Genomic DNA, 15,918 nt, shown 5'->3' with positions numbered 1-15,918 from the left:
TTTACTGACAATAATCGCTAAAATTTGCACCTTATAGCAGAAAAGACTGTTCCAAAATGTTTTTTGGACAGCCTTTTCTCTTACTTCTTTACTTCCCTTATTCTCCCCCTTATTTCTCCCTTTTTATTAGATTTCGTATTAACATTTACATATACATTTGCTTGCATTATCTCTTGAAACAAGCTGTCAAATGCTCTCCCCTGTAAAGGCCCTTCAAAATCCTCTACTCTAGCTACACCAGTAACGACTCCTTCATTCACACTAATTCCTTGCTCTAACGGACCAAACAAACTTAAAATAACTGGACCAATTTGATTCGCTTTTCCTAAATGAATTTGGCATGACGTGATTTTTTTTATATTTTTTAATATGACCCGATATTGCAACTTCTTTAAATCTTCACTAAAAATGAGCTCTGTTACACCGTAAGCTTCTGTATTTACAGGAGGTACTTCCCTCTTCCCTGTTAACCTAGCAAAGAAATGTGTTGTCATACGGGCATTCTCCTCATATAAATTTCCCAGCACTACTTCTACTACTTTATGGTTTAGACATAATCATTTATGACTTTTTCAAATTTTAATTACGAAGAAAAGATTCACACAATATTTACATTAAAATCGTTTCTTTTGCTTTACTCCCTCTTGTATAATGCACTTAGAAAAACAGTCTAGGAGGAAATTTTGAAAAATAATAACTACTCTTTCCAATCATTAATAGAGATTTTTCTCGTATCATTTAAATTAGGACTTACTTCATTTGGTGGTCCCGTCGCCCATCTTGGTTATTTTCATCATGAATACGTGCAAAAAAGAAAATGGATGGATGAACGAAGTTACGGAGACTTAGTAGCACTATGTCAATTCCTTCCTGGCCCTGCTAGCAGCCAAGTCGGGATGGGAGTTGGCTTATTGCGCGGCGGATTATTAGGAGCCATTATTTCATGGATCGGATTCACTCTCCCATCTGTGCTCGTTTTAGTTTTCTTCGCTTCATTTCTTAACCAATTCGAGCTTGGAAGTACTGGCTGGATTCACGGGATGAAACTTGTAGCGGTCGCAATTGTCGCTCATGCAATATGGGGAATGGCTCAAAAGTTAACACCAGACCGAAACCGTGCAACAATCGCAATTGCAACTGCCGCAATCGCCCTATTATGGCCAAGTAGCTGGACACAAGTAATTCTCATTATAGTAGCTGGTTTCATCGGTTGGTTTTTATATCGCGATCAACCAGTTAGCCAAGCTCATAAAATAAACGTACCTATTTCAAAGATGGTAGCCATATCTTGTCTCGTCTTATTCTTCGGACTATTAATACTGTTACCGATGTTACGACCATACTCTTATTTCATCTCTTTATTTGACAGCTTCTATCGCTCTGGTGCACTTGTATTTGGCGGAGGGCACGTCGTACTTCCTCTTCTTGAAAGTGAGTTTGTACAAAACGGGATGATGACAAAAGAACAATTTCTTGCTGGATACGGATTAACACAAGCAGTGCCAGGGCCACTATTTACATTCGCTTCTTATATAGGAGCAGTGCTAAATGGAACCGCCGGAGCAGTTGTTGCAACGATCGCTATCTTTCTTCCCGCCTTCCTGCTCGTTGTTGGCGTTTTACCATTTTGGGACAGTGTAAGGAGAGTATCTTACATACAAGGTGCACTACTTGGAGTAAACGCAGCCGTTGTCGGCATTTTACTTGCAGCTTTTTATGATCCAATTTGGACGAGTACAATTATGAATTCTGTAGATTTCGTTTTTGCTTCTCTTCTATTTTGCTTACTCGCTTTTTGGAAAACACCACCTTGGGTTATCGTTATAATCGGGGCCTTCGGTGGATATGTTCTATCCATTTTGTAAGCACAAAAAACGACGGCCCCATTTAGCCGTCGTTTTTTCTATTAAAACTTCACAAGCTCCATTCCCTCAGGCAACTCACTCTCCGTTAAAATACGCAACTCTTTCACGCGATCCATTACGTAAGAAGAACGCTTCACAAGCTCTGGGTCAATATAAGCTGGATGCACCATAATTTCTACCGTTTGCTCGTCCTGCACTCTTTCCTTTAACTTCACAAAGTAATCTTCCGTCACACCGTCAGCGTAAAAGTCACTGTAAAATACATCTGAAAATGGGTGCACCGCTCGCTCTTCCTCACAACGACGAATTGGAACATTGTATTTACTTGCTAATCTCTCAAGAACGTCGTGTAAAAGCGGTAATCCATGCACGTGATGATGGCTATCTAAATGAGTTGGTGTTAATCCGTAAGATAAAAACTTCTCAATTTGAGCAGTCCATTCTTTTTCTACCTCTTCTGGATTTATATTTCCTTCCCATACAACACTTTGTTTATGAAACAATCCATCGCTACTTACAAGTGATGGAACGTCTTTAAGAAGCGGTTCTCCTGCCGTTAATACGAGATGAACTCCTATCCCTAACGTTTTATACTCTTTCGCTAAGCGTACGGCATGCTCTGTCCCTGGCATATTCATCATCATCGTCGTTGAATTTACAATCCCGTTTTTATGTCCATCAATAATTCCGTAATTTGTACCTTCCGTAAGACCGAAATCATCTGCATTTACAATTAGTTTAATCATCGCAATACCTCCTACTAGAATTAAAAAAAGCGGGCTAAACAGCGCCGCTTTTTATTTCTCTATCTTCTTAAAGAATTGTGGAAGATGTTCTTTATGTGCTTCCAACATTTCATCTAAAATTTGTTTTGCAACTTTATCTGATGGTACAAGTGGGTTAATTGTCATAGCAAGCAGCGCTTTATGATAATCCCCTGTAACAGCAGCTTCAATTGTTGTGCGCTCAAATGATTTAATTTGCTGTACTAAACCGCGAACTGGTACCGGAAGATCTCCAACCGCAATTGGTTTTGGACCTTCTTTCGTAATAATACAGTTCACTTCAACAGCCGAATCATGTGGCAAGCTTGCAATTGTTCCGTTGTTTCGTGTATTAACAGGCTGGATATCACCTTTATTATTGTAAATAGACGTAATTAAGCTACATGCTGCGTCACTATAATAAGCTCCGCCGCGCTTTTCTAATTGTGGTGGCTTAATATCTAAATTCGGGTCTTTATATAGCTCGAATAAATCATCTTCTAATTGTTTTACTACTTCTGCACGTGTACCTTTTTCAATCGAAGCTGCTTTCTCTTCTTCCAACATTTCACGTGTTTTATAGTAGTAACGATGATATGGACACGGAATTGCACGAAGACCGCGAATAAAGTCTGGCTCCCAGTTAAGCGCAGCAATGTTTTCCATCGTAATTTGCTTTTCTGGATCTGTTACAAGTTCTAATACACGATCCATTACGCTTACGCCATCCAAGTATACATCTAATCCGTATACCATGTGATTTAAGCCTGCGAAATCAACGTGTACCCGGCTTGCATCTACTTCAAGTAATCTCGCAAGACCCATACGAATTCCAATTGGAACGTTACACAGACCAACTACTCTTTGAATGTTTGTATAACGAAGGACAGCTTCTGTTACCATACCAGCCGGATTCGCAAAGTTAATTAACCATGCATTCGGACAAAGTTCCTCCATGTCCTTACAAATATCTAAAATAACAGGAATCGTTCTCAGCGCTTTGAACAAACCACCAGGACCATTCGTTTCCTGACCAATTACATCATATTTTAATGGAATTGCTTCATCTTTTGCACGTGCTTCTAACAAACCAACGCGAAGCTGCGTTGTTACGAAGTCAGCATCTTTTAATGCCTCACGGCGATCAAGTGTTAAATGAATATCAATTGGTAAACCTGATTTTTTCACCATACGTTTCGCTAAGTCACCAACGATTTCTAACTTCTCTTTTCCTGCCTCAATATCTACTAACCAAATTTCACCAACAGGAAGCTCGTCATAACGTTTAATAAACCCTTCAATTAACTCTGGTGTATAACTAGAGCCACCGCCGATTGTAGCAATTTTAATTCCAGTCATGCTTTATTCCCCTTTCGCTTCTAGCTTTTTATAAAGGTCAATAAATTCTGCTGCTAATTCTTTTACCGTAATAGAATTCATTAAATGATCTTGCGCATGAATTAAAAGAACACTAATCTCTGTTTTTTCTCCTCTTGCTTCTGATTGTATGAGCTCTGTTTGGAAATGATGCGCTTCATTAATCGCTTCTTTCGCCTTTACCATCGCTTCATCAGCCTCTACCATTTTCCCCTGTTTGGCAAATTGAAGTGCCTCCATTGCAAAGCTTCGTGCATTACCACTATTTAAAATTAATTGGAATGGAATTTGTTCTGCTGTAGTCATCATAATTACCGCCCTCTCTATTATGGTTCAACCGATTTAAATACCCCTTCAGTTTGAACATGTCTATTAAATTATTATTTTATTAATGATAGTTTGGTGTTCTTGTAGATGGGTTTCATCTTTTTGAACATGATATAAAGGTGATTGTTCTCACAGATAATGTTACCTGTGAGAACAATTACTATGTTACATAGGTACAGAGTTGTTATTTCCTTGTGCTGCTGCTTTTTCAGTACGAACAACAGAACGGTCAGATAATACAACGAATGGATAGTAGATTACCATCGCAATTACAAAGTTGAATAACTGTAGAATTGCACCTGAAAGATGTCCACCTGTTACAAGATAACCACTAATAATTGGTGGTGTTGCCCATGGAATCATCACAACTGTTTTTGGTACCCAACCAATAGATAGAGCTGTATAAGAAGTAATTACTAATACAATTGGTGTTAGGATAAACGGTAAGAATAAAATTGGATTTAAAATAATTGGTGTACCAAAGATTACTGGTTCGTTAATATTGAATGCACCTGGTCCAATTGATAAGCGAGATACACCGCGTAATTGTGCACTTTTCGCTACAAGTAATACGACCACTAAGAACGCTAATGTTGCACCAGAACCACCAAGATATACAAAAGTATCAAAGAATGGTTTTGTAATAATGTTTGGAACATCAAATGCAGATGTACCACCTTTGAATAACGTCATATTTTTCTCTAATGCCGGTAAGTATAATGGCTCAATAATACCACCAACGATATTTGGCCCATGTAAACCGAAGAACCAAAGAAGATGAACAAGGAGTACAATGACAATTGCACTTGGTAATGTCCCTGCTAAACTTTGCAGTGGTGATTGAATCGTGTTAAAGATAAATTCATGAACACTTGTACCAGCTAATTTCACTGCTAATTGAATACCTGCAACTACTGTTAAGATAACAAATGCTGGAACTATAGCTGCGAAAGATCTTAAAACTGCTGGTGGTACTCCATCAGGCATTTTAAAAGTAATGTTTCTTTGTACAAAGAAACGGAATACCTCAGTAACAAGGAGTGCCACGATAATTGCTACAAATAGCCCTTGTGCCCCTGTCCAAGCTAAGTTCAATCCGCCTTCTTTCGGTGTTGTTGGCGTAAGAATAATTAACGCACCAAATGAAATAATACCTGCTGACAAACCATCAACGCCGTAAGATTTTGCTAAGTTATAACTTGTTGTAAATGCTATGATTAGTGCTAGAATTGCGAAAGAACCAGTCCACATTCCACCGCCAACTTGTTTCCACGTTTCACCAAACAAACCTTTCATGAACTCTTGGAAAGCTTCAGACGGAAAACCATTAATTAGTGATGCCAATGCACCAACTAAAATAAGTGGCATAACTGCAATAAATCCATCACGGATCGCAGCTAAGTGACGTTGCGATCCGATTTTACCAGCGACAGGAACAATATACTTCTCCATAAATGCAATAAATTTTTGCATTTCGCTTCCCCCCTAATTATTTTTTAAGTGTTAATGCGTGATCTAAAACTGCTTCTCCATTCATCATGCCGTAGTGCATTGAGTTAATAACATCGACTCCAACATTTTTCTCATCGGCAAGCGTTTTCATTGTAGAAAGCATGTAACGAACTTGTGGTCCTAGTAATAATACATCTGCTTGATCGATATTGTTTTTTACTGCATCCCCAGATACAGCCCAAATTTTACCTTCTAGACCACGAGCTTTTGCAGCCGCTTCCATTTTTGTAACTAGTAAACTTGTAGACATCCCTGCTGAACAACATAATAAAATATTCATTTATAAATCCCCCTTGTGTAGTATAAAAATTTTATGTTTTATTTATTTTTCTTTACGCTATTTATTAATGCAATTAGCGTGCCAACTTTTCAAAACGCCTAAAATCAGCGTTTTTTCGAGTGATTTCTTTGTGTGTTACCGCTTTCAATCAGTGTGTCCCAAAAAAAACACACAGTGTGTTATAAAACACCTCACTTTTAACACATAACTGTATGAAAATAGATTAGTGTTTAGTTGTCTAGTTGTGTTTAAACAAAAAAAACACTAAATTATTTTTTAACACATAAAAAAACCTTGCATATGCAAGGTTCATTTATCATCTTCTAATTTCCTATATAATTCTACAAACTCACTCGCCAATTCCTTCACCGTAATTGCATTCATTAAATGATCTTGCGCATGCACCATCAGAAGGGTAACTTCGGTTTTTTCCCCGGCAGCCTCTTTCTGTATGAGCTCTGTTTGTAAGCGATGCGCCTCTTGCAATTCATTTAAAGCTTCTTGTAGTTTAGCTTCCGCTTCCTTAAATTCACCGCGCTTCGCACAATCAATTGCTTCCATTGAACAACTTCTCGCATTTCCTCCATGCAAGATTAAATGAAAAGCTTTCGTCTCTATCGTATCCATGTTATTTCTTTACTCCCCCTTTTCTTCCGCTACTTTTTGTTTATCCCATATTTTTAAGAATGGCAAATAAATAAAGAATGCAATCGCAAAGTTAACGAGCTGCAAAACAACTCCTGAAATTTTCCCACCTGATCCTAAATATCCACTAAAAAGAATAGGTGTAGTCCAAGTTACAGCAGCTCCGCTCGGACGTCCAACCCATCCCCATTCCATTGCAAAATAAGAAACAACCGTTAACACGACTGGAACCAGTATAAATGGAATAAGTAAAAGTGGATTCATTACAATCGGCATTCCGAAAGTCACCATTTCATTAATATTAAAAATACCAGGTGCAATCGACAATCGTCCTAAACTTTTTAATTGCTGACTTCGTGCAAATAATAACATTCCGACAACTAAAGCAAGTGTTGCACCAGATCCACCCATATAAATCCATAGGTCAAAAAACTGTGCTGTAATTGTATTCGGTACGTCTTGCCCAGCCTGAAAAGCAATTCGATTTTGATCCATTAACGATAACCAAATTGGGCTCATTACACCACCTACAATTGTAGCCCCATGAATTCCGCATGCCCAAAGGACATGAACGAGAATAACCGCTATAACAGCTCCCCAAAGACTAGCACCAAGTACACTAAGTGGTTCTTGCAGCAACTTCCCTACAACATTATGAATGCTACCGAAAGTCGTGTGTTCAAAGATTAATCTAATAATCCAAACAACTGTCACAACAATAAATCCTGGAATAAGTGCTGCAAATGAACGTGTTACTGCTGGTGGAACTGTCTCAGGCATCTTTATAATCATCTTTTTCTGTACAACAAATCGATAAAGTTCAGTAGATATAATTGCAATAATCATCGCTACAAATAAACCTTGGCTTCCCATTAATGCCGCTGGAATTACTCCATCTACCAGTATACTTTCTTTCGTACCCGGAACGATATATGCAACTTGAAATGGAGTTGCAAGCAAGAAGGTTACAAGCGATAATGCACCAGATGCTAAAGCATCTACTTTATAATACTCACCAAGTCTGTAAGCGATTCCAAAAACAGCTATTAAAGCCATTATATTAAAAGTTGCACTAACTGGATACCCTAATGCTACGTTCCAATTTTTCCCGAACAAACTCGCCATGAATTCATTATACCCGGGGATTGGTAATGTACTAAGAATAAGAAAAACTGATCCTATAATTAAGAAAGGCATCGTCAATACAAGTCCATCACGAATTGCTAGCAAATGCCTCTGCTCTGCAACCTTCCCTGCCACTGGCATCACATATTTCTCTAAAAACTTTATCATCTATCCCACTCTCCTCATGGTTTCATGGACAAAGCTGCTTGTAAGATAGCCTCTCCATTACAAAGTCCGTAATGGACGGATTGAATGACATCAACAGGTATTCCCTTCTCCTTACATAATTCCTTCATTTTCGGTAATAAATAACGTACTTGCGGTCCAAGTAAAAGTACATCTGCAGTATCAATATGATTTCGCACTTCTGAACCTGATACTGCCCAAATCTTTACCTCTATCCCTCTTGCCTCTGCTGCTTTCTCCATTTTTGTAACAATCAAACTGGAAGACATTCCCGCTGCACAGCAAAGTAAAATATTCATCTCGCTCCCCTCCCCCTTTTTCCAAACCTAAGTTATGGTGTAGCCCTTGCCACTACTAGGTTACAAATATATATGTCTAGATTTCTAACTGTATGCCGAGCTTAAAAACAAAAATTTCTCGGTTTTCACGCTATTCCATCTATCCGTATTTTCCTAGTAAAGAAGTCTCTAACTCGCTATAATGATTCAGTATGATTTTTTATAATCGATAGGAGGGTATATTTATGAAGGCATATCGCTTTCCGCTTATTTTATTATCTTCTATCCTAATTGGTGGTTTCATTGGTTATTTCATGGGTGCCGATGCAGTTGCTTTAAAGCCGCTTGGTGACATTTTCTTAAACTTAATGTTTACGATTGTTGTACCTTTAGTATTCTTTAGCATCGCGTCATCTATTGCTAATATGGATGGATTAAAACGTTTCGGTAAAATTATGTCTAGTATGGCTGGAACTTTCTTATTTACAAGTATTTTAGCTGCTATTTTTATGATTATTATCGTGAAAGTATTCCCGCCAGCACAAGGTGTTGTATTAGAACTAACGCAGCCTGATAAAGCTGAAAAAGCAGTTAGTGTTGCTGATCAAATTGTTGGTATCATAACAGTATCAGACTTTTCAAAGTTACTATCTCGCGAGAACATGCTAGCTCTTATTTTCTTCTCTATCTTAATGGGGGTTGCAACTTCAGCAGTTGGTGAAAAAGGGAAACCATTCGCTACATTCCTACAAGCTGGTGCAGAAATTTCAATGAAAGTTGTATCTTTCATTATGTACTACGCTCCAATCGGACTAGCTGCCTACTTCGCAGCATTAGTTGGTGAATTCGGACCACAACTTCTTGGAACTTACTTCCGAGCAGCAATGGTATACTATCCAGCTTCTCTTATTTACTTCTTCGTATTCTTTACATTCTATGCGTACCTTGCAGGTCGCAAACAAGGTGTACAAGTATTTTGGAAGAACATGGTCTCTCCTACAGTTACATCACTTGCAACTTGTAGTAGTGCCGCAAGTATTCCCTCGAACTTAGAAGCAACGAAGAAAATGGGTATTTCTTCTGACGTTCGTGAAACAGTTGTCCTTCTTGGATCTACACTTCATAAAGATGGATCTGTTTTAGGCGGGGTATTAAAAATTGCTTTCTTATTCGGTATTTTCAACATGGAATTCGAAGGACCGAAAACATTAGCAATTGCACTTGTTGTTTCTCTATTAGTAGGAACAGTAATGGGTGCTATTCCGGGCGGGGGTATGATTGGTGAAATGTTAATCGTTTCTCTATATGGATTCCCACCAGAAGCATTGCCAATTATCGCAGCAATTAGTACAATCATCGATCCTCCTGCAACAGTGTTAAACGTAACAGGAGATAATGCTTGTGCCGTAATGACAGCTCGTCTTGTAGAAGGTAAAAACTGGATCAAAAATAAATTTGCTTAATATATAGAAAGAGGATGCTCGTTTGGAGCATCCTCTTTTTGTCGTTATTTGTTAGTGAATCGACATTTTGGAAGTTACCATAGATATATTAGCAAAACCGTTAATATAATCCCATCCCGCCACAAATTTGTTATAATCTTCACAAATATTCCACACCTTTCATCCTTTCTCCGTACTATAATCATGTATGGAAAAGGAGATGGACATAATGGTACAAAGTGCACCAGAATTCAAAGTTTTGCAAAGCATTGCATTTCTTGCTGTCGTTTTGCAAAGTTCCTTATTATATACAATGAATCAAGGAAATGTCTTACTCGAGCAATCCCTCATTATGGGCATGCTATTTAATCTTGCAAAATTTTCAGCACCTGCATTCATATTTATCGTCGGCTTCCATTTAATTCGGCAATATACGAAGAAACTCGTTTATACAGAGTATATTTATGAAAAATCCACACATTTACTCATCCCTTATTTCTTTTGGTCTATTCTTTATCTATTAACAACAAACGATGTCATTACACTACAAGGCGGAATAAAAAGTTTATTACTCGGAACAGCTGCACCTCATCTTTGGTACGTTATTATGATGTTCCAAATTCACTTATTGTTCCCTTTACTATGCACACTATTTTATTGGTTTCAAAAACGAACAGAAAATAAAAAAGACATATATAAATATATGACCATTTTCGCTTGTCTATATTTTTTCTTAATGTGGTACTCTTCTCACTACATTTTTAATGGAGAGAAACTGACTAGTTCAACCATTTTACATTATACAGATCGTTCCTTCTTCTTCTACTCATTCTATTTCGTCATGGGAGGAATAGCTGCTGTATCATTAAAAACTTGGCGTATATTTGTCATGAAACATATTCCGCTTATCACAATACTATTTTTCATCTTATTTTTATTCATCAATTATGAGTTATTTAGTTTTTACGGCGCCAATTCTATTCATTTAACGGTTTCTACTTATTTAAAACCGTCCATGTTTTTATATATTGTTTGTGAAATTATGATACTGTACGTGTTATCTATTACAATTGTACAGCGACGTGGTTTCTTATATAAAGCTTTACGTTTTATCGGGAATTACACGTATGGCGCTTATTTAGCTCATTTTTTCTTCTTACAACTATGTACAAAATTTCTTTCTTTATTTACATTGCAAGAAAACACAATATTATATAGCCTATTATTATTTATACTAACGGCCACATTCTCTATTTTAGCAATGGTCATTGGCAGCATACTACCATTTCATACGTGGATTACAGGACCTTCCCCTACGACAAATATGAAATGGGCGAAGATTGTACTTCGGAAAAATCACGAAAAGGTATTCAAACCATATATTTGATATAATAGTATTTCATATAAGAAAAGAAAGTAGGACACACCTATGATTAATCAAATTGGACAAATTATGTTATATGTAAATAACCAAGATGAATCAGTACAATTTTGGACAGAAACAGTAGGATTCCAAATTATTGCGGAAGAGAATAACGGACAAGGGTTTCGCTGGATTGAAATTGCGCCGGCAAAAGAAGCCGGAACAAGCATCGTCCTTCACGATAAAGCGTTAATTGCGAAGATGCAACCTGAATTAAACTTAAATACACCTTCACTTATGTTCTTCTCTAATAACTTAGATCAACTGTATAAAGATCTTTCTGAGAAAAACGTTACAGTTGGACAAGTTGTAGATTTACCTACTGGTAGAGCATTCAACTTTGCTGATAATGAAAATAATTACTTTGCGGTAATGGAAAAGAAATAAGAAAAAGCTATCCGAAAAGGTCGTAATAAAACCTTTTATCCGGATAACTTCTTTATATTATGAAACTTGCTCTGCATTCGTTTCCTTATGCTGTATATGACTCGTAACCCATGTGATTCCACCAGCAACAACGAGATAGCATAACAATATTAAAATTTGCATTCGTAATTGCGACCAATCTCCTAAAGAGATAACATCTTGTAATCCTCTAAGAGAATGGGACATTGGGAGAAATTGTCCAATTTTGCTAAGAACAGCTATATTTAATTCTCCTGGGAAAGTACCCCCGCTCGTCGCTAATTGCAGGACGAGAAGCGTTACTGCTAAGAACTTTCCAACAAGACCAAATACCGTTACTAACATAAGAATAAATGTCATGAACGTAAAGGAAATAATAATACTTGATAAAACAAAGAGTGGCACACTTGCAACTTCTAATTTCATAACTCCTAGCACAGCCACATCCACAAGTAATGCTTGAATAAGTCCAATTAAATATACCAATCCTAGTTTATTAATAAAATGTACTGTTCCGCTTACCTTCATATTTTGTCTACGGCCAAGAGGTAAAATATTCGATGCCATAATTCCGCCAACATAAAATGCCAGTGATAAAAAGTATGGTGCAATACCTGAACCGTAGTTAGGCACATCAGAAACTGTCGACTTCACTAATTGAACCGGCTCTGAGAACATCGTATTGCGTGCATCATCATTGCGAACATCCGCTATCTTCTCTGCGCCCTCTCCCAATTTCGTAGAAAGTTCTTTCGCACCATCGTCAAGTTTAACAAGTCCGTTCGTTAACTTATCAGCACCATGATTCAGCTCTGTTCCGCCACTCGCAAGGTGATTTACACCTTCTTGTAATGATGTAAATCCATTTCCCCACTTCGTAAATCCATCAGCTAAATTCGAAGTACCATCTGCTATCTTTTTCGTTCCAGCGGTAGCTTCGTTTAACTTAACTCCGAATGTATTCATGCCTTCCTCAATCTTATGCTGACCATCAGTAAGCTTCCGCGCACCTTGTGTCAATTGTTGTTGGCTATTATTTAAAGTGTTTGTTGCTTTAGCTAATCCGTTAGAAGTAGCAATGATCTTTTGAAAAGCAGGATCTTGCTGTGCTTCTGGATGACTTTTCACGTACTCTTCTAATTGTTGTTTTACACTATTTGCTGCATTGTCCGCTTTCACTTGCCCTTCAGCAAGTTTCTCACTTCCGTTCACCCATTCATTTGTACCAGCACTTAATTCACTAACTCCTGATTGTAAAGTTTTTTCACCTTGCGCTAGTAACTCCATACCACTATGAAGTGATGTCGCTCCTTGACTAAGCTCATTTGCACCGCCACTTAAGGCAGATTGGCTAGAAGCAAGTTTTTCACTTCCCTCTTTCACTTTTGATGTCCCGTCACTTAAACGATGAATACCATCTGCAAGCTGATTTGCCCCATTTTTTGCATCCGTCGTTCCTTCATATAACTTCTCAGCACCATTACTTGCATCACTCAACCCTTGTGCCAAATCTTGAAACTTTGAAAAGACACCTTCTGTATAAGATTTCGTAATACTATTTGAGATTTTTGTTTTCATATTTTCAACAGCTGTCGTTCCAATTTGAGCTGCTACAAAGTTTTTCCCTGGATTTACTTTGTACTGCAGCCTCGCCGGCTCTGGTTTCTCATCCATTAGTGTACTTACCTTTTTAGAGAACTCCTCCGGAATCGTAACCACCATATAATACTTATCTTCTTTTAGCCCTTCATCAGCATCTTTTTCTGATACGAAATGAAACGCCAATTCCTTATTCTCTTTTAAATTTTTAACAAAATCGTCTCCAGCCTGGATTGTTTTTTCATCCATCACAGCACCCTTATCTAAATTAACAACTGCGACAGGTAATTTATCTAATTTTCCGTACGGATCCCAATATCCAGCTAAGAAGAATCCTGAATAAATTAAAGGAACGATTAATAAAAAAATTAAAGCGATACGTCCATGTTTATGGTTCCACATCGCCTTCCAATCTTTAAATATAAGTTGAATTCCCTTCATGAAACATACTCCTTCTCCTAATTTAACACCCTTCGAATGGTTTAACAGATTTACTATACACGTCACTTTCCATACTGTATAATACATCTTTAATTATCAATTCATTCCTTTTGGTCTATAGAAAGGAGATTCGAAGTGGAACTTCTTCAATTAAAATACTTTCAGACAGTCGCACGACTAGAACATATGACAAAAGCAGCTGAAGAATTGCATATCGCGCAGCCTTCACTCAGTAAAACAATCGCTAGACTAGAAAAGGACTTAGGCGTCCCCTTATTTGATCGCCAAGGTCGACAGATTACATTAAACTCTTTCGGCAAAGTATTTTTAAAACGAGTAGAACGCATTTTTCATGAATTAAGTGAAGGGGAACGTGAAATTAAAGATTTAGCTGAATTACAACAAGGCTCTATTACGCTTGCAGTTTCTATTCCAAGAATATTACCCGAGCTACTCGGTTCTTTTTTACTAGAACACCCTAACGTTCGATTCCAACAATTTCTCGCATCTACTCCTTCTATGAAGCGGCAACTAGATAATATGGAAATTGATTTTTGTATCTCCTCTGTACCAATTGAAGGCGAGGAAATGGTTTGGGAACCACTTATCACAGAAGAAATTTTCTTAGCTGTTCCTTCAGGACATCGGTTATCAAACCGCGAAAGTATCTATTTGCATGAAGTAAAAGACGAATCGTTTATTAGTATGAACACCGGTTACGGATTTCGGCACTTAACAGATGAATTTTGTAAAAAAGCTGGTTTCACTCCACATATCGCTTTTGAAGTAGATGAACCAACCGTGATTAGCGATCTCATTAAGCAAGGTCTTGGCATCGCCTTTGTCCCAAGTTTAACTTTATTAAAAAACTCTACTTTAGCATCAAATAAGTTACGTATCATTGAACCTAATTGCGAACGAACTATCGGCTTAAGTTGGTCGAAGAAGCGCTATTTATCAAACACCGCCCAGCAATTTCGTGAATTCGTGATTGATTACTTCTCCAATATTAGGGCGTAAAATTATATCGCTTTACAAACAAATAACGACACAAATAGAAGGTACCATCCCCATAGGGTGGCACCTTCTATTTTTTACTCTTATCCAATTCCATTTCCGCTAAAAGCGGCAATACGTTATCGAAAATATGTGTATTATTATTCTCACCTGTTACATATCCACCATAATATCTACTAAATACATTATCATTTCGAAATGTAGTCATCCGCTCATACAATTCCTTCGCAAACTTTGTATCACCTGTTTGTAGTACGTACAAAATTGTTAATCCGTAAGATGCTGGTGATTCATAGTTCACAGCTTGTTTTCCCGTTTCTAAGTTATAACGACCATATAACTTTTCGTCTTCGCGAAATTTCTTCTTTATAAATTCCAAATAAGCATCTGATGAAAGACCGCCTAAACTACGATGATAAGCAACGTATGATTGATCAATAAGATTCACTTCTTTATCGTACGTAAATGTCCCATCATCTTTATACTCTTTCGGGAATGCCCAGCCCTGCCTTGGATAATCCGCTAAAAACTGAACAACTTCCTGATACTGCTGTGCAGAAATTTTTCCATACTTTTTCATATAAGAGAATGCATGCGGATTTATGTAAGATGTTGTTGCAAAGTTATTTTGTTTTCCTGTATCTGCATCGTAATAATCAACGTAATAATCACCTTTTTTATTATAACGAAGTACAGAATCACTCAATTGATCTGCAAGGTTTTTATAGCGATCTTCCTTGTACATTTCATAAGCACGATATAATTGTTCTATAATACGAAGATCATCGATAAGTGCATTAGTAGCTGACTGCATTTCTCCCTTTTCAGAGATTTTCCATATAACGATGCGATCCTTGTGTACAAAGTTATTTTGAATAACCTTCACTTGTTCATCAAATAAAGCTTGATCATCTTTATCAAGTGTATATTGTAGCCATAACCCTGCAGATTCTGATAAAGCTTCACGGCCCTTCGCTTCACCCTTACCTGCCTTTGTATCCTCTAAGCGATACGTTGCAAGTGTCCCATTTTCATTCACCATATGTCGTAAAATAAAATGCTCGGTACGATTTCCTTGTAAAGCTGACCAAAATACAACTCCACCTAAAGCGATTAAGAGAATAACCCCAATCCCTATATATAAACGTTTTCGCAAGCTTTTCACCTCCTTTTAAGGCTAACCTTAATTTTACCAGAACATACGCAAATATAAAAAAGACAATCCTTTAGAT

The 15,918-nt window shown here is 37.4% G+C and carries 16 protein-coding genes; 5 read left to right on the top strand and 11 right to left on the bottom strand.

Features of this window, described 5'->3' with window-relative positions:
* Window positions 1–80: 80 nt before the first annotated feature.
* Window positions 81–494, bottom strand: a complete 414-nt coding sequence (exsM, locus tag ABH959_RS08940) for an exosporium regulatory protein ExsM (protein WP_002166452.1) — start codon at window positions 492–494, stop codon at window positions 81–83.
* Between the two features lie 189 nt (window positions 495–683).
* Here exsM and ABH959_RS08935 point away from each other — a divergent pair, with 189 nt between their 5' ends.
* The gene (locus ABH959_RS08935; RefSeq protein ID WP_404492494.1) at window positions 684–1,865 is read left to right on the top strand and encodes a chromate transporter; all 1,182 of its coding nucleotides are present in this window, start codon (window positions 684–686) and stop codon (window positions 1,863–1,865) included.
* A gap of 41 nt (window positions 1,866–1,906) precedes the next feature.
* Here the strand turns inward: ABH959_RS08935 and chbG are convergent, their stop codons facing one another.
* The 8 genes from chbG to ABH959_RS08895 form a co-directional block, all read right to left on the bottom strand.
* Window positions 1,907–2,611, bottom strand: coding sequence for a chitin disaccharide deacetylase (gene chbG, locus ABH959_RS08930; RefSeq protein WP_088040431.1), 705 nt, complete (start codon window positions 2,609–2,611; stop codon window positions 1,907–1,909).
* Between the two features lie 51 nt (window positions 2,612–2,662).
* Window positions 2,663–3,988 carry a 6-phospho-beta-glucosidase gene (gene celF / locus ABH959_RS08925; RefSeq protein ID WP_404492493.1) on the bottom strand — a complete coding sequence of 442 codons (1,326 nt, stop codon included), beginning with the start codon at window positions 3,986–3,988 and terminating at the stop codon, window positions 2,663–2,665.
* A gap of 3 nt (window positions 3,989–3,991) precedes the next feature.
* Window positions 3,992–4,315, bottom strand: a complete 324-nt coding sequence (locus ABH959_RS08920) for a PTS lactose/cellobiose transporter subunit IIA (protein ID WP_404492492.1) — start codon at window positions 4,313–4,315, stop codon at window positions 3,992–3,994.
* Between the two features lie 183 nt (window positions 4,316–4,498).
* Window positions 4,499–5,806: a PTS cellobiose transporter subunit IIC gene (gene celB / locus ABH959_RS08915; RefSeq protein WP_113936244.1), complete on the bottom strand. Its 1,308-nt coding sequence runs from the start codon at window positions 5,804–5,806 to the stop codon at window positions 4,499–4,501.
* Between the two features lie 16 nt (window positions 5,807–5,822).
* Entirely contained in the window at window positions 5,823–6,125 is a 303-nt protein-coding gene (locus ABH959_RS08910) for a PTS sugar transporter subunit IIB (RefSeq protein ID WP_002089627.1), read from the bottom strand.
* 309 nt (window positions 6,126–6,434) lie between these two features.
* The gene (locus ABH959_RS08905; RefSeq protein WP_113936243.1) at window positions 6,435–6,752 is read right to left on the bottom strand and encodes a PTS sugar transporter subunit IIA; all 318 of its coding nucleotides are present in this window, start codon (window positions 6,750–6,752) and stop codon (window positions 6,435–6,437) included.
* 9 nt (window positions 6,753–6,761) lie between these two features.
* Entirely contained in the window at window positions 6,762–8,063 is a 1,302-nt protein-coding gene (gene celB, locus ABH959_RS08900) for a PTS cellobiose transporter subunit IIC (RefSeq protein ID WP_113936242.1), read from the bottom strand.
* A 14-nt stretch (window positions 8,064–8,077) separates the two neighbouring features.
* Entirely contained in the window at window positions 8,078–8,380 is a 303-nt protein-coding gene (locus ABH959_RS08895; protein ID WP_002139105.1) for a PTS sugar transporter subunit IIB, read from the bottom strand.
* 224 nt (window positions 8,381–8,604) lie between these two features.
* Here ABH959_RS08895 and ABH959_RS08890 point away from each other — a divergent pair, with 224 nt between their 5' ends.
* From ABH959_RS08890 to ABH959_RS08880, 3 genes are all read left to right on the top strand, one after another.
* Window positions 8,605–9,822: a dicarboxylate/amino acid:cation symporter gene (locus tag ABH959_RS08890; protein WP_002139104.1), complete on the top strand. Its 1,218-nt coding sequence runs from the start codon at window positions 8,605–8,607 to the stop codon at window positions 9,820–9,822.
* 208 nt (window positions 9,823–10,030) lie between these two features.
* Window positions 10,031–11,188: an acyltransferase gene (locus ABH959_RS08885; RefSeq protein WP_404492491.1), complete on the top strand. Its 1,158-nt coding sequence runs from the start codon at window positions 10,031–10,033 to the stop codon at window positions 11,186–11,188.
* 42 nt (window positions 11,189–11,230) lie between these two features.
* Window positions 11,231–11,611, top strand: coding sequence for a VOC family protein (locus ABH959_RS08880; RefSeq protein ID WP_372488495.1), 381 nt, complete (start codon window positions 11,231–11,233; stop codon window positions 11,609–11,611).
* 57 nt (window positions 11,612–11,668) lie between these two features.
* On the opposite strand, the gene ABH959_RS08875 is transcribed toward ABH959_RS08880, so the two are convergent.
* A complete protein-coding gene (locus ABH959_RS08875) occupies window positions 11,669–13,669 on the bottom strand; it encodes a YhgE/Pip family protein (protein WP_404492490.1) in 2,001 nt (666 codons plus the stop codon).
* Window positions 13,670–13,804: 135 nt separating this feature from the next.
* Here ABH959_RS08875 and ABH959_RS08870 point away from each other — a divergent pair, with 135 nt between their 5' ends.
* Window positions 13,805–14,689 carry a LysR family transcriptional regulator gene (locus ABH959_RS08870; RefSeq protein ID WP_002129960.1) on the top strand — a complete coding sequence of 295 codons (885 nt, stop codon included), beginning with the start codon at window positions 13,805–13,807 and terminating at the stop codon, window positions 14,687–14,689.
* 67 nt (window positions 14,690–14,756) lie between these two features.
* Here the strand turns inward: ABH959_RS08870 and ABH959_RS08865 are convergent, their stop codons facing one another.
* Entirely contained in the window at window positions 14,757–15,842 is a 1,086-nt protein-coding gene (locus tag ABH959_RS08865; protein WP_404492489.1) for a transcriptional regulator, read from the bottom strand.
* Window positions 15,843–15,918 lie beyond the last annotated feature (76 nt).

The sequence above is a fragment of the Bacillus sp. RC51 genome (assembly GCF_044908115.1).
GTDB classification, from domain to species: Bacteria; Bacillota; Bacilli; order Bacillales; family Bacillaceae_G; genus Bacillus_A; species Bacillus_A mycoides.
This window is presented reverse-complemented; position numbering and strand designations above follow the sequence as displayed.

What these genes read in the sequence shown, in the direction of transcription:
- exsM (WP_002166452.1), bottom strand. Translation starts at nt 494, where the DNA reads ATGACAACACATTTCTTTGCTAGGTTAACAGGGAAGAGGGAAGTACCT.
- chbG (WP_088040431.1), bottom strand. Translation starts at nt 2,611, where the DNA reads ATGATTAAACTAATTGTAAATGCAGATGATTTCGGTCTTACGGAAGGT.
- celF (WP_404492493.1), bottom strand. Translation starts at nt 3,988, where the DNA reads ATGACTGGAATTAAAATTGCTACAATCGGCGGTGGCTCTAGTTATACA.
- ABH959_RS08920 (WP_404492492.1), bottom strand. Translation starts at nt 4,315, where the DNA reads ATGATGACTACAGCAGAACAAATTCCATTCCAATTAATTTTAAATAGT.
- celB (WP_113936244.1), bottom strand. Translation starts at nt 5,806, where the DNA reads ATGCAAAAATTTATTGCATTTATGGAGAAGTATATTGTTCCTGTCGCT.
- ABH959_RS08910 (WP_002089627.1), bottom strand. Translation starts at nt 6,125, where the DNA reads ATGAATATTTTATTATGTTGTTCAGCAGGGATGTCTACAAGTTTACTA.
- ABH959_RS08905 (WP_113936243.1), bottom strand. Translation starts at nt 6,752, where the DNA reads ATGGATACGATAGAGACGAAAGCTTTTCATTTAATCTTGCATGGAGGA.
- celB (WP_113936242.1), bottom strand. Translation starts at nt 8,063, where the DNA reads ATGATAAAGTTTTTAGAGAAATATGTGATGCCAGTGGCAGGGAAGGTT.
- ABH959_RS08895 (WP_002139105.1), bottom strand. Translation starts at nt 8,380, where the DNA reads ATGAATATTTTACTTTGCTGTGCAGCGGGAATGTCTTCCAGTTTGATT.
- ABH959_RS08890 (WP_002139104.1), top strand. Translation starts at nt 8,605, where the DNA reads ATGAAGGCATATCGCTTTCCGCTTATTTTATTATCTTCTATCCTAATT.
- ABH959_RS08885 (WP_404492491.1), top strand. Translation starts at nt 10,031, where the DNA reads ATGGTACAAAGTGCACCAGAATTCAAAGTTTTGCAAAGCATTGCATTT.
- ABH959_RS08880 (WP_372488495.1), top strand. Translation starts at nt 11,231, where the DNA reads ATGATTAATCAAATTGGACAAATTATGTTATATGTAAATAACCAAGAT.
- ABH959_RS08875 (WP_404492490.1), bottom strand. Translation starts at nt 13,669, where the DNA reads ATGAAGGGAATTCAACTTATATTTAAAGATTGGAAGGCGATGTGGAAC.